This is a genomic window from Paraburkholderia sp. MM6662-R1 (assembly GCF_050436245.1).
Classification (GTDB): Bacteria; Pseudomonadota; Gammaproteobacteria; order Burkholderiales; family Burkholderiaceae; genus Paraburkholderia; species Paraburkholderia tuberum.
Genome location: NZ_JBNDLV010000004.1, coordinates 972,262 through 984,979, shown reverse-complemented (window position 1 = coordinate 984,979; position 12,718 = coordinate 972,262). Strand labels below are relative to the sequence as shown.

Annotated in this window: 8 protein-coding genes and 6 pseudogenes; 6 read left to right on the top strand and 8 right to left on the bottom strand. The window is 59.4% G+C overall.

Annotation, left to right across the window (positions count from 1 at the left end; all coding sequences use genetic code 11):
* Positions 1 to 127 precede the first annotated feature (127 nt).
* From OKW39_RS34425 to OKW39_RS34415, 3 genes are all read right to left on the bottom strand, one after another.
* Positions 128 to 1,108: a glycosyltransferase family 2 protein gene (locus tag OKW39_RS34425; protein ID WP_429564668.1), complete on the bottom strand. Its 981-nt coding sequence runs from the start codon at positions 1,106 to 1,108 to the stop codon at positions 128 to 130.
* A 534-nt stretch (positions 1,109 to 1,642) separates the two neighbouring features.
* Positions 1,643 to 2,086, bottom strand: a complete 444-nt coding sequence (locus OKW39_RS34420; RefSeq protein WP_429364540.1) for a hypothetical protein — start codon at positions 2,084 to 2,086, stop codon at positions 1,643 to 1,645.
* A complete protein-coding gene (locus tag OKW39_RS34415) occupies positions 2,086 to 3,657 on the bottom strand; it encodes a galactose oxidase-like domain-containing protein (protein ID WP_429364538.1) in 1,572 nt (523 codons plus the stop codon). The genes OKW39_RS34420 and OKW39_RS34415 overlap by 1 nt, the downstream gene beginning before the upstream one ends.
* A gap of 104 nt (positions 3,658 to 3,761) precedes the next feature.
* On the opposite strand from OKW39_RS34415, the pseudogene OKW39_RS34410 reads away from it, so the two are divergent.
* The 3 genes and pseudogenes from OKW39_RS34410 to OKW39_RS34400 all read left to right on the top strand — a co-directional run.
* Positions 3,762 to 3,908, top strand: a pseudogene (locus OKW39_RS34410) (monooxygenase); the annotation flags it as partial.
* Positions 3,908 to 4,493: pseudogene (locus OKW39_RS34405) on the top strand (trehalase family glycosidase); the annotation flags it as partial. The pseudogenes OKW39_RS34410 and OKW39_RS34405, both read left to right, overlap by 1 nt.
* 193 nt (positions 4,494 to 4,686) lie before the next feature.
* A complete protein-coding gene (locus OKW39_RS34400; RefSeq protein WP_429364537.1) occupies positions 4,687 to 5,013 on the top strand; it encodes a recombinase family protein in 327 nt (108 codons plus the stop codon).
* Here the strand turns inward: OKW39_RS34400 and OKW39_RS34395 are convergent.
* The 4 genes and pseudogenes from OKW39_RS34395 to OKW39_RS34380 form a co-directional block, all read right to left on the bottom strand.
* Positions 5,001 to 5,141: pseudogene (locus OKW39_RS34395) on the bottom strand (UDP-galactopyranose mutase); the annotation flags it as partial. The gene OKW39_RS34400 and the pseudogene OKW39_RS34395 overlap by 13 nt on opposite strands.
* 151 nt (positions 5,142 to 5,292) lie before the next feature.
* Positions 5,293 to 6,459 (bottom strand): hypothetical protein, encoded by a 1,167-nt coding sequence (locus OKW39_RS34390; RefSeq protein ID WP_429364535.1) that lies wholly within the window; start codon positions 6,457 to 6,459, stop codon positions 5,293 to 5,295.
* 440 nt (positions 6,460 to 6,899) lie between these two features.
* A pseudogene (locus tag OKW39_RS34385) lies at positions 6,900 to 7,242 on the bottom strand (alpha/beta fold hydrolase); the annotation flags it as partial.
* 377 nt (positions 7,243 to 7,619) lie between these two features.
* The gene (locus OKW39_RS34380) at positions 7,620 to 9,365 is read right to left on the bottom strand and encodes a PQQ-binding-like beta-propeller repeat protein (RefSeq protein ID WP_429564667.1); all 1,746 of its coding nucleotides are present in this window, start codon (positions 9,363 to 9,365) and stop codon (positions 7,620 to 7,622) included.
* Between the two features lie 310 nt (positions 9,366 to 9,675).
* Between OKW39_RS34380 and OKW39_RS34375 the strand changes: the two are divergent.
* The 3 genes and pseudogenes from OKW39_RS34375 to tnpA all read left to right on the top strand — a co-directional run.
* Positions 9,676 to 9,900, top strand: a pseudogene (locus tag OKW39_RS34375) (trehalase family glycosidase); the annotation flags it as partial.
* 118 nt (positions 9,901 to 10,018) lie between these two features.
* Positions 10,019 to 11,005, top strand: a pseudogene (locus tag OKW39_RS34370) (MFS transporter); the annotation flags it as partial.
* 292 nt (positions 11,006 to 11,297) lie between these two features.
* On the top strand, positions 11,298 to 11,732 hold the full coding sequence (gene tnpA / locus OKW39_RS34365) for an IS200/IS605 family transposase (RefSeq protein ID WP_429364532.1): 435 nt from the start codon (positions 11,298 to 11,300) through the stop codon (positions 11,730 to 11,732).
* 188 nt (positions 11,733 to 11,920) lie between these two features.
* On the opposite strand, the gene OKW39_RS34360 is transcribed toward tnpA, so the two are convergent.
* Entirely contained in the window at positions 11,921 to 12,487 is a 567-nt protein-coding gene (locus OKW39_RS34360) for an SCO family protein (protein ID WP_429364530.1), read from the bottom strand.
* Positions 12,488 to 12,718 lie beyond the last annotated feature (231 nt).

Below are 12,718 nucleotides of genomic sequence, written 5' to 3'. Positions count from 1 at the left end.
GGGTCACCAGATTTCGTCGTCAGTAGGCGCGGCCCGTTGGGGTACGCAAACGCCGTGCCTTTCAGAGGGTTAAACGGATACTTCCAACGCGCTCTGCGTTATGTGCCAGATGGCGCATTTCGCAGGATCAGTGATGATTGAAGCGTCTCACGAAGCAATAGAAGATCCACGGATGGATCTTGAGCATCGTCACCGCAACGGAGAGCTTCGGCCGCCCGTCCGCATACATGCCGATCAGGTGCTTCACACGCAGCTTCTTCGAAACGCTATATAGGATCGGGCTCGCGAGCTCGTAGCTCGGCGCGGTCATAGCGGCCTGAAACGCGATCGTGCGGTATCCGAAGATGTATCTGAGCCGGAACAACAGACGTTTGTAGTCGGGAATCGGGAGGAACGCAGTGCGTTTTTCAACGCGGTCGATGATGACAAAAAGATCGACGACCAGCGGGTTGAAGCGCCTGGAAATTGCCGATTCGCGGAACATGTATGAGTAAAGGCTGTCCGGAATGAGCCGCACGATTTTCGCGGTGGCGAGCGTCTGCACCGTCACGCAAAGGTCTTCGTAGATGAGAGCGCACGGATGGTCGGCCGCGACGAAAATGGAACGGCGCACGAGTTTGTTCCAGCAAAAGGCTTGCAGTTCCAGTCCCATGATTTTCTGCACGGCTTGCACGCCGGTGATGATGCAGTCGCCGGAATCGATGCGAGCGTTGACGGCGCCATCGGGGCTCACGTGTTCGGCGGCGAAAATGACGATATCGGCGTCGTGCTGGTCGGCTTCGCGCAGCACGGTGCGAATCAGATCGCGATGAACGTGGTCGTCGCTGTCGACGCAGAGCACATAGTCGCCGCGCGCTTCCGATGCGGCGATTTTTCGCGTTTCAGCGAGCCCTTTATTGTCGGTGTTCCTGATCAACTTCCATGGAATGCGATCCTGTTGCGCGAGCGGGCGGGCGGCGATTTCACCTGAGCGATCGGGGCTGCTGTCGTCGACGGCGATGATTTCGAAATCAGTGCAGGTTTGTGACAGCAGGGAATCCAGACAGTCTTCGATATAGTCCTCGACCTCGTAGACGGGCAGCAGAACGCTGATTCTCGGCGCGGACATGGACAGGCTCCTGGAAGCTTCGGTTTCTCCGGGCCAAGCGATGCCCGTTGTTTTGCTCTGCAACTCTGACCTCAATCTTCGTCACCATCGTTGCCGTCAAGGCCGTAGCGCCGTTTGTCCCGGCAATCCCAGCGGTGACGACCTGGGAGTCCGGTGATCTTGCGGATCCTGAAACCATCGGCGACATACAGCGCTCCGTCACGCCCGAACGCGAGCCCCCTTGGACCCGACAGCATCGCCTAAACCGCGAGACCGCCGTCACCTGCGTAGGCCGCCGCACCAACCATGCACGAATGGGACATCTCATGACACACACCCTTGGATCTGTCCTGACGCAAGTAGTCGACGGAATGATCCGTCGACGCCCGTAGCGGGCGATCAGCCGGAAGGCAGAGTTTGAATATAGTCCTTGGCGCGAGGGCATTTGAAACACTGACCCGAAGCGCTGAAGATCTGGCGCGTTTGTTCGAGTGTATGCGTCATCCAGTTCAATGAGCCATGCGAGAAAACTTCACATGTCCAGCGGGCGAAGCCCTACCGGGCGGTGACAAAGCTCCAAAGCGCTGCGCATTCTGTATCGCTGAACGTGTATTGCGGCATCGCCTTTTTCAGGACGATTCCGGTCGGATCAACACCGACATTCAAGGCCCGGCAGAACGAGCCCAAATCGTAACGACTCGGCGGGCCGCCGCGTCGGCGGGTATCGCTGAGCAGATACTGGCTTGTCAACGGGGGCGCAAAAGACGCTGCGTTGTCCGCGTGGCCGTGGCAATTGATACACCGGACCGCATTGTCAGGCAGCGTACGATTGTCGTCGCGCAAGTGCGCGACCAGCGCGTGCTGCCCGCTAAAGATCTCACGTCCCAGTTCGATGGATCGGGACGAATCGACGCCATTTGCCGCGGGTTCGACCGCAACCAGAAATATGGCCGCCACCACGTATATCTTGAAGGCGGCCCGATTCGAGGCGCGCGTCATCAATGGATTCGAATCGTGGTCGAGACGCTCGGTACGCCGTTCGCGTCGAGCGCGAATAACATGTAATAGCCGGGCACGGCGACTCCGGAATCGCCCGGAATCTGCAGCTCATACTGGCCTGGCTTTTTGCTCGCGCCAAAGCTTAACGGAACACGTCGCTGCTCGTTGTTGAGCGAATGCGTTGCCGACGATAGGCGCATCATCGAAAAAGCGCTGACCGCTCTATCAGTGCTCACTGAGATCGACGAACCCAGACTTGCGTTGGAAGGCGCCGACAAGATCGTGGGGCGTGATGCTGGCGAACCGTCCGCATTGAGAAGATACGGCGGCGTCAGTATTTCGACGTTAGGGTGGTTGGTCGCACATCCCCCGCACAAGCCCCCGCCACCGCTCAAAACGCGTCCGTCCGGCAAAAGCAGCGCGACGCTGTGATAAGTGCGCGGGACGGCCTGGGGCGCAAGCGGCGTGAAGCTTTCGGTCGCGGGGCTCCAGATCTCCGGCGTCAGAACCGCATTGTCGTCAGAAAAAGGCAGCGCATAGGTTTGACCGCCAACCACGACGACTTCGCCGTCGGGTAAGGCAACGCTGTTGGCATACGCGCGCTGATAATTCATTGGCGCTACCGTGCGCGTGCTCGCCCCTCCGTTGCTGATATCGATCAATGTTGCGTTCGACGTCGCGTAGTCGTTTCCGTAGTTAGGCGCACCACCGACCGCGAGGATTCTGCGGACGTCATACATGACCGCGTTGCCGGTCATCGCGTCATTGTCAGCCCCTCGATTGACCGGCGCCGATATGCTGCCGGTGCCCGCGGTGCTAATCCACTGCATCGCTCGACTCGGCCCTGCGTGGAAAACCGTGCCGTTCGAATCCGCGAACAACCACATATGGTTGTCCGCACGAAATATCCCTTCGGCATCGTTGGTTATGTCAGGGTCGCCCAGGTTGGCAGTTACCGCGGAATCCTCGCGCCAGCCCGACTTGCTCCACGTTTCTCCGCTCTTGCCTCCTAGCCCACCGTTCCACGAGCCCCCCAATACGAACACATCACCGTTGCTCAGTGTCACGCTGCCTTGATAGGCGCGCGGAATGTTCATCGGTTTCTGTACTGTCCAGTGTCCCGAGGCGGTGTTGAAAGCACTGACTTTCGCGCTAGTCGATCCACCCGTCACAAAGATATCGCCGTTGGGAAGATTGGCGATGCCTGGACAAAACATGTCGTGGCCGATATTGGTCACAAACAGCTGCGTGCTCGTTCCCGCCACCGGATCGAAGATCGCGGTATAGGTGCCCCGGTTGTTCTCGTGCCTCGTCAAATTCACTTCGCCGCCCGTAAAATCCAGCGGACTATCAGCCGACCAGACCAGCACCTTTCCATTCGGTAGATTAGCCGCTGCTACCGGCACTAGTGGTACGGAAATCGGTGCAGACCACTGCGACGGCGGCGCGGTCTGCGCTGTTGCGACCTCGCACGTCGCAATCGTCATCGCCCCAAGAACTATCAAGGCCAATGCTTTTTTGCCCGTTGCTGACGACTTTAAATGGCTTGGCGGAAATCGGTCTGGTTTCATCGCGACGCCCCCTTTCTGGTGACATGATATGAATGGTGTAATCGGCACTGTTGTTCAAACTCCCAGTACACCGAGAACATCACAAACTTCTTCGACACGCGGAACGCTGGACCGTCACAGGAGAGAAGTACTACTCCACGGGGACCATTTTCGCGGATTGGATCGACGTATTCGCCCAGCTCGACGAGGATGGACGCAATGTCATCGCGGCGGTCCGCACCGATCAGCCCGGTGTGACTCGCAGCGATGACTGCGCGCGGGCGGCGAAACCGGCTGGGATTTCAGCTCGCGCTGGTTCGCCGACGGCAGGACACTCGCGACCATCGAAGTGACGTCGCTCGTGCCAGTGGACCTGAACTGCCTGATGGTGGACCTCGAACGCACACTCGCGAAAGCCTACCGCGTGACCGGCGATGCGGGCCACGCCGAGAACCTCGAACTACGCGCCCGCGTGCGCGCGGATGCAATCCGCCGCGTCCTGTGGGATCCGCAACTGCACGCATTCGGCGACTACGACTTCGTGCACGGCACGCTGACGCACCGGCTCACCGCCGCGACCGTGTATCCGCTCTACGCCGGCGTCGCGCCACGCAACGACGCGCGTGAAGTGGCGCAGACGATCCGGCGCGATCTGCTGCGCCCGGGCGGCCTCGCGACGACGCGGACCAACACCGGCCAGCAGTGGGACGAACCGAACGGCTGGGCGCCGCTGCAATACCTCGCGGTGATCGGGCTGCGCCGCCGCTATAGCGAGCCGGAACTCGCGCGCGATATCGCGACGCGCTGGATCCGCACCGACGTCGCGTACTACCAGCGCACCGGCAAGCTCGTTGGACCTCAAAGCACAATAGATGAATGCCCGCAGGGCTCCGTCCAGCAAGGGCTTCAGCCGAATGGAAGCGAAGGCTCGACCGCTGGTGTGCTACGCGTGCTGATGCAGCTCTATCCGGACGCGATGAGTTCGACGAAGCTCGATTGCCGCGAATAGATTTGCTGAATATAGCTAGTACGCCACAGGATAGATGAACCATGTCAACGAAAGCGCAAAGCGCGATAAGCAACACGCCACGAATCTATACATGCGCCCGTTTTTCGAGTTCACAGCAGGCAGACGGTAGCTCGATCGCGCGGCAGGATGCCTACGCAGAAGCGTGGGCCAAGCAGCACGGCCTGATACTCGATCGCTCTTTACGCATGGAGGACCGCGGCAAGTGCGCTCACAAGGGCGAGCACGTAAAGAAAGGCGGCGCGCTCGGCGCGTTCATCGAGCGTATCAAGGCCGGTGACGTCGTACCCGGCGATACGCTGATCGTCGAAAACCTTGACCGCCTGAGCCGCCCGAGTGGAATCGGATAGTACGACTCGCCTTCGGCTCGCGGATACTCCCTGACGATCGAGGTTCCCTGATGCTGCTGCCCGGTGAGGTACTTGAACTCCGTAATCCTCGTGTATTCGTGATCGTTCGGATAGTTGACGGCACCAGAGTCACCGCCATGAACAAGCGCAGTGCGCACTCGATTCGATAGATAGCAGCGCGCTCTGCGTTATGTGCCAGATGGCGCATTTCGCAGGATCAGCGGCTATTGAGGCTTCTCACGAAGCAATAGAAGATCCGGGGATGGATCTTGCGCATCGTCATGGCGACGGAGAGCGTCGGCCGCTCGTCGCATCGCGCTTGCCAGTCACGACATACCACGCTCGGCGACCGTTTTTCCACAGCGCGCGCACTCGCCGATAGATCGCGCGGCTCACACGCTTCGACGCTTCAAGCGTCCCCTTGGTGGCCTGCGGCGGGTGATCTTCGAGCCAGCGCAGCCGTGCTTCGATATCGCGTTCACGGTCCGCGTAGAGTGCAATCGGGAAGGGATGGCCAAGCCTCGCGTCGTAAAGCGCGCGAGCGGCATCGACGATGTCGCGGTTCTCCTCGCGCTGGGAGAAGTACGCGATGTGCACGAATGGCACGCTGCGCGCACAGACGATTCGCAACCGGTTCCGCGCACAGTAGACATGCATCATGTGCTCGTCATCGAGCCCACCGTCGTCGATCATGTCCCATAACCGCTTGCGAAAAAGAATGCAGCCGATCGAATAGCGCGATTCTGACGGCACTTCGCAAGGTTCGAGGTCCCGCGTGGCAGCGATGAAAGCATCAGGCTGAAGCGTGGTCCGTTCATGCAGCCAGCGCGCGATGTGCGGATAGCCCCATATCGTGCCATTGGTGCCGATCTCGATCTGCTCCGCAGGGATGATTCGCATCGGAAAGCGCTTGTCCCCGTCGGCTCCGACGAAATGGGGATGCGCCTGGCTCGTGAAGTACTCGCGCTCCAGGTTCATCACACGCATCACCTCAGGGAAGCCAAAGTTGTTGTTGTTGATCAGCGGGGTGACGTAGGCAAGCTCGTTCGCGCTTTCATTTTCCGCCGCGTCGTACGTGGCGAGCATCTTGTCGAGCCACTCGCCGGCGATCGGGAACGCGTCGTCGTCCACCTTGCAGATCAAGTCGATTTCGGCGAGCGCCGGTTGCGAGAGTAGTTTTTTGATCGTGCGATAGGGTGGGCCAGGCGGAATGTCGTCGACGACCCGAACGATGCCCGGAAAAAGTCTTGCGTAGCGCCGCGCGACGGCAAGCGTGCGTTCCGCGTCATAGCCGCCCCGGCAGTTCTGAAGCAGGATGAACTCGACGCCTGTTGGCCGGTACGCCATGTGACTGGCGAGGGTGAGTTCGAGCGCTGCGTAGTCGCGACAGAGCAGGACCAGAATGGCGACTCGCCTCGATGCCACGTTAGAACCGGATGCAGTCATGCTACTCCTTCGTAGGTAGCGACGAGCACATTGCCCACGGAACATACATGCGAATATCGGAAGGCACCGAACCTGGCATCACGTGCATCACGAATATGCCAACACCAACGGTGCCGATGCTAATAACCGCGCCTCCGGTCGCAGCACCGATCGCGACTACTCAAGAGACAGGACGGAACACACCGGTTCATCATAGTACAAGCGAAGATGAAGTGAAGCCGTATTCCATAGCGCGTCGCTGTTCTAGGCCAATCAACTGCGGGGAGGACGTTTTATGAATTATCGGACATTTCAGTGCGCTAAAATCCGCCAAACCATCATGGCGGATGGCAGCAAACGCCGACTGCCGCCCGGAAAGCGTCGCCATGTGCCACCTCAACCGTTCCCGACCGCCTCCTACCCGTGATGCTACGCACGCTTCGGGCCGGCGATCCCTCCTGCAATCCGGATAGCAGACGCAACCCGATGTCAAAGGGCAAAAATCGATCTTCTCTACCCCAGATGATCAGTGTCGGCGCCTTGATCTCCGACAATCGCAGTTGGTAGTCTGTGAACTGCCTGGGGTTTGCCTGCCATACTCGCCACCCAGTTTTCGACGTGGTGCTTGTTGGCTTGCAAGTTATTGACACGCTGTTGCAGCAGGTCATCGGTCAGTGCCGAAGGATCATAAACAAACACATTCATCATGCGTTTGACGTTTTCCAGCGTGGGCTCTCGATAAACGAAATTCAGTAGCTTGATCCCTTCTGTCGGCTGGGGAACGAACGTGCTGGTCCCACCGGTATCGGTTGGAGAAATTATCTTTTCAATCTGATTTTTAAGGAGTGCAGTCAAATCTGCGACGCTGTTATTCGTACATCGAAATATTTCTTCCATTTTCATGGCAGCCACAAAGTGAGCTAAGACGATAGGCTCGTCGAACTCGATGTCAGGGCACTGTGAATAAAGGACCCGAGCGCGAAGGAACGCGCTGCTATCAACTATTAAAAAAGATTCGCGATGTCATGAAGCGCTCGCGGCAATGCCTGCGTCGACGACATCGAATTGCGATGTGTCCGCAGGACGCGCGCAGCGGCGCGATACTGCGAATCACTGCGCGCAATAAGGGCAGAATGGTTACTCTTGCGAAAAAGGTACCGTATTCCTAACGAATTTAGCAGTCAGAGGCCATAGGCATGAACCACGTGGTCGCTACCAGCGACGAAGACTTGCCCGTTCACGACCATCGGCGACGCGAAGTTACCCTCGCCGGTTTGAACTGGCGTGTATTGGTCGTGGAAGAGTATGGTCCCGTCCGCTGCATCCAATGCGTAAAAGTCGTTGCCCAAACCGTCTGCGTAATACACCACACCATTTGCGGCGACGGGCGGGATAGCCGGGTTGAACGAGGACCTGTTCAAGCCGACTTCCGCCTGCCACACGGGTTTGGGGTTCACAGTACAGTTGCTGTCGATCGACAGTGCAATGACCCCGTGTTGGTATAAGTTGTTGCTCCCCGAACCGCCAGGGGACACGACGTAAAGCCGATTTAGCACCGGGTCGAATGCAGGAAGGCCTATGTCGCTGCCGTCGACTGAACTGAGGGAAATCGTCAACTTTTCAATGGGGCCCTGCTGCTGAATAGTGGCTCGGTTATAAATGAAGAGGCTGCCGGACTTGTTGTAGGCCGCGAGCATCGTCGGGCAGGTTGGACGCTGGAAGAGCAATGCTGTAGCGCCGAAGTCGGAGTCCGTGCTGGGCGGAGAAAGCGGCGAGTTCGACGCGGCTACCGCCAGGGTCGGCGTGAGCTTCACGACGTGCTCCGCGAACGCGGCATTTTCCGGATTGGCGAATGCGTTGCCCGTGAGTGCATAGACGACCGTCCCATCAGGCGGAATCGATACGCCTCCCGCACCCCATATACCGCCCCCGTCTGGCCCGCTTGCGCCGTCTGGGTACCAGCGTTGCAGAATCGCAGCTGGGTTGGTGGTGGACGCGTGGACAACCTGTCCATGGTACGGCTCCGTATCGCAGGGGTCGCCGGCTGTCGCCACGTATATCGACGAACTATCGGGACTGAGCGTCAAGCCGCCATAGACCATCGTTGTTGGAGAAGCGTTGGCTGCGTCTAGAAGTGGCAGGTTGAAGCCCGGGAGATCCACGCCGGTCTCCAGGTCGTACGCATGCAGGTAGCCTCGCCCGCTCACAACGAAAATCCGGTTGTTGGCATGGTCGATGACGGGCGTGCCCTGCACCCCGATCTTGCCTTGGAACAGCCCGGTGCAGTTCTTCGTCAAGATAGCTTGAGGGATAGGGGCGCTTTGCCAAATGACCGCCCCTGTCGCGGCATTCAGTGCCCATGTAGTGTTCCCCTCTGTCGCAACATAGACGATATCGGTTGGCACCCCCTTGATTGTCACCCCGGTAGCCAGTACCGGCTGAGTCAGGATGGCACCGTCCAGGACAGGTGACTTCCAGTGCTGTTGCAACGTCGTCACGTTGGTCTGGGTGAGCACCGTCTCGACTGAGTTATACCCAGTCCGCTGCCTGTTCATGCCATACGTCGGCCAGTCGGTCGTCGTAAAGGTTGGCGCGGCGACGGCCCCTGGTGTCCGGCTCAATGTAGCTTTAGTCGCTGCTTCGGGAGCTTGGTACGGCGTATCCACCGCCGGCCCGGTATCGTCGAGGAACTTATTCGGATTGATCTTGTCTCCGCCGTTCTGTTTGTCTACGTCCGATCCATCGAGGGCGAAGGCTGGCGGCACTTTCGGTCCGACGCCAGACGGGTGCGTGCCATGAGGGAATGGGTTCAGTGCGTTTGACGACGCCTGAGCGGCTGTTGCAAGACCCGGCGCAGATGCCGCAGCCGGTGCCGCGTTCGAACTTTGCGCTTGTGCGCCCGAGGCCGCCATGCCGGCGAGGATCAAAGCTGCAACGAGCCGAAAACGTCGATAACGTTGTGTGCGTTATTCATGTAGCCACCTCTTGGAAATATTAGCAAATCGTGAGGTTAATCCTAGGCCATCAAAAATCAAGCGCAGGAAATGTCCGCTAGGGACTACGATCTGGCGGACAAAGAATTGTCCCTATTGAGTAATGCAAGGCTCACACACCGTTCGGCTGCTTCATCCGAATGCGCGATTTCGCTGGAAGCAGATCGGCACACCCGGCGACCCCGTCCAGAGCGCTAGTCGCTAGCGCTTTTAAAGAAATGGGGCAATAAACACCCGCTTCGGCGGCGACGCGAGCGACAAGTCCGCGGGCGGCGGCGAGTATCCGTTACAGGACGGTTTCGGCTGGACCAATGGCGTGCTGCGCGTGCTGATGCAGCTCTATCCGGATGCGGTGAGTTCGACGAAGCGGGCCGATCTGCCGGGCGGTGCGGTCGGGGTATCGGATGCGGCGGCATCGACGGCGGCCGCGCCGCAGACGTCGCACAGTACGTCGCGCGCGGGCCATTAGTTATGGAGGAGGTATTAGCGATACCAGGATGACGGGTTGACTGCCTGATGGCGCCGCACGCCGTTACGATGCTTTCGATAGCTCGACCGGCTTCTAGTCAACCTGGAAACTCCCAAAGATGAATCGCAAGCTCGACGTCCCATCGGCGGAACCGCTGCCGCCGCAAGCGCAGGCCACGACGGCCGACGAAGCCACGGCGCACTGGCAGCGCAATCTTGGCGTATGCGTGTTCGGCTCGTTCACGACCATCGTCGCGATGACGCTGCTGCTGCCGTTCCTGCCGCTTTACGTCGAGCAACTCGGCGTCAAGGATCACGCGGCGATCGTGCAGTGGTCCGGCGCCGCGTTCGGCGCGACCTTCTTCAGTGCCGCGCTTGTCGCGCCGCTGCGGGGCAAGCTCGCCGACCTCTACGGCCGCAGGCTGATGCTGATTCGCTCGAGCCTCGGCATGGCGGTCGCGATGTCGCTGATCGGCATGGCGCACTCGGCGTGGCAACTGGTCGCGTTGCGGCTGCTCGCGGGGCTGCTGGGCGGCTATGCGTCGGGCTCGATGATCCTCGTCGCGACGCAGACGCCGAAGGCGCGTTCGGGCTGGGCGCTCGGCGTGCTGTCGTCGGGGATCATGGCGGGCAATCTGGTCGGCCCGCTGATCGGCGGCTTCCTGCCGCCGTTGATCGGCATCCGCGCGACCTTTTGGGCCTCGGGCGCGGCGATCTTCGTCGCCTTTCTCGCGACGGCGTTCCTGATTCGGGAAATGCCGGTTCGCAAGCGCGCGGACAGCGCGCCGAAGCAGGGCGCGTGGGCCTCGGTGGACGACAAGGGGCCGGCCATCGCGATGCTTGCCACGGGTCTGCTGCTGATGGTCGCGAACATGTCGATCGAGCCGATCATCACCGTCTACGTCGCGCAGCTCACGAAGCCGCAAAGCGTGACGATGGTCGCGGGCTTCGTGATGTCGGGCGCGGCGCTCGGCAGCATGATCTCGTCGTCATGGCTGGGTAAGTTCGCCGATCGCGTCGGGCACTGGAACGTGATCGTCGGCTGCCTCGCCGTCTCCGCGCTGCTGCTCGTGCCGCAGGCGTTCGTCACCGCGAGCTGGCAGTTGACCAGACCAGCACCTTTCCATTCGGCAGATTAGCTGCTGCCACCGGCACTAGTGGCAAAGAAATCGGTGCAGACCACTGCGACGGCGGCGCGGTCTGCGCTGCTACATCCTCGCACGTCGCAATCAACATCGACCCGAGGACTATCAGGGTCAACGTTTTTTTGTCCGTTACTGACGACTTTGGATAACTCAGTGAGGTAAGCCCCCGGCTTTGCCGGGGGACTCACCAAGGTTTGACCTTTACGACGGTCAGCGCGAATTTCCTACCTCTGCCAAGAGAAGGAGATTCACGATGAAAGAGTATCAAAGCCTGAGCCATACGCGATGGGACTGCAAGTACCACGTGGTGTTTATCCCGAAGCGCCGGAAGAAACGGATTTTCGGGGCGTTGCGGCGGCAGCTTGGGGAAATGTTTCATGAGCTGGCGTCCCACAAGGAATCGAAGATTGTCGAAGGGCACCTGATGGGGGATCACGTTCACATGTGTCTGAGCATTCCGCCGAAGTATGCGGTATCGAATGTGGTCGGCTACATCAAGGGCAAGAGCGCGATTCAGATAGCGCGAAAGTACGGAGCCCGGCAACGAAATTTCACGGGCGAGCATTTTTGGGCCCGAGGCTACTTCGTTTCCACTGTGGGGTTGGACGAGCACATGGTGCGAGCGTACATCCGCAATCAGGAAGAAGAGGGCGAGCGGTATGACCAGATGAAGCTGGCCATGGAGTAAGCCGCCTCGGGCGGCTCACGGTTTTATGGGCGCCTTTGAGGCGCTCACAATCTCAAGCCACCGGCTTTGCCGGTGGTATTTGACTTGCTGGAAACAGATTTCCTTTCATCGCGATGCCCCCTTTTTCGGGTTACATGTATGGCTGGTGTGATCGGCAACTTTGGTCAGGCAAATCACTTCGAACGTATTCAAACTCCCAGTACACCGAGAACATCACAAACTTCTTCGACTCGTGGAAGATCAGCGCTGCGCCAGCGCAACAACGCGTCGTGATCGAAGCAATAGACATGGGTCGAATGATCGGCGACATTGCGTGGCAGCGATGCGCGCCCCGCCAACTCAGTTCGTGTTCGGTCGACGTCATCTGGCGCCAGCGTGACCGCATTCCATCGCGGACCGGCATTGAAACGCAGGAGCCATTCGCGCAACGCGGACGGTACATCGCCAAATGGGTCGATTCCAATCGAGAGCAAGCGGATGGGATAGCGTGTACGGGCTTGTAGCATCCGGTCTTGAACGGCGCTGAATAGCGCTCCCTGTAGGGGGCAAACCGAACTGCAACCCGTGTAAATCGTCTGCACCGCAGTGATGCCTTCACGCAACAACGCTTCGAGCGTTCGGGTCGTGCCAGTCTGGTCGACTACCGAAACATCGGTGAGGCGAACGGGCGGTCTGACCGGCCCCATGTTTCCATGCTGAGCATGAACTTTCGCCGATACCGCCGCCGCCACGGCTAGAGCGGTTGCGTGCAACATCTCCCGGCGCGTCCACGCGGTCATGTCACCACCCTTACAGTGCCGTCCTGATGTATCGAAACGCCAGGCATTGCAACGGACCCATGCGCGACGCCGATCGGAACAAAATGCCGTTGCGGGCACTCGACAAGAAAAAGAGTGCTGTTTTTCAGTCCGAGTGCGACACAAATGCTCAGGAGATGTAAGTAGGCGTGTTGCGAACGCTGTCTCGACGGTAAGCATGTCAGGCGG

Coding starts and splice junctions, on each gene's coding strand:
- OKW39_RS34425 (WP_429564668.1), bottom strand. CDS start 1,108: ATGTCCGCGCCGAGAATCAGCGTTCTGCTGCCCGTCTACGAGGTCGAG.
- OKW39_RS34420 (WP_429364540.1), bottom strand. CDS start 2,086: ATGACGCGCGCCTCGAATCGGGCCGCCTTCAAGATATACGTGGTGGCG.
- OKW39_RS34415 (WP_429364538.1), bottom strand. CDS start 3,657: ATGAAACCAGACCGATTTCCGCCAAGCCATTTAAAGTCGTCAGCAACG.
- OKW39_RS34400 (WP_429364537.1), top strand. CDS start 4,687: ATGTCAACGAAAGCGCAAAGCGCGATAAGCAACACGCCACGAATCTAT.
- OKW39_RS34390 (WP_429364535.1), bottom strand. CDS start 6,459: ATGACTGCATCCGGTTCTAACGTGGCATCGAGGCGAGTCGCCATTCTG.
- tnpA (WP_429364532.1), top strand. CDS start 11,298: ATGAAAGAGTATCAAAGCCTGAGCCATACGCGATGGGACTGCAAGTAC.
- OKW39_RS34360 (WP_429364530.1), bottom strand. CDS start 12,487: ATGTTGCACGCAACCGCTCTAGCCGTGGCGGCGGCGGTATCGGCGAAA.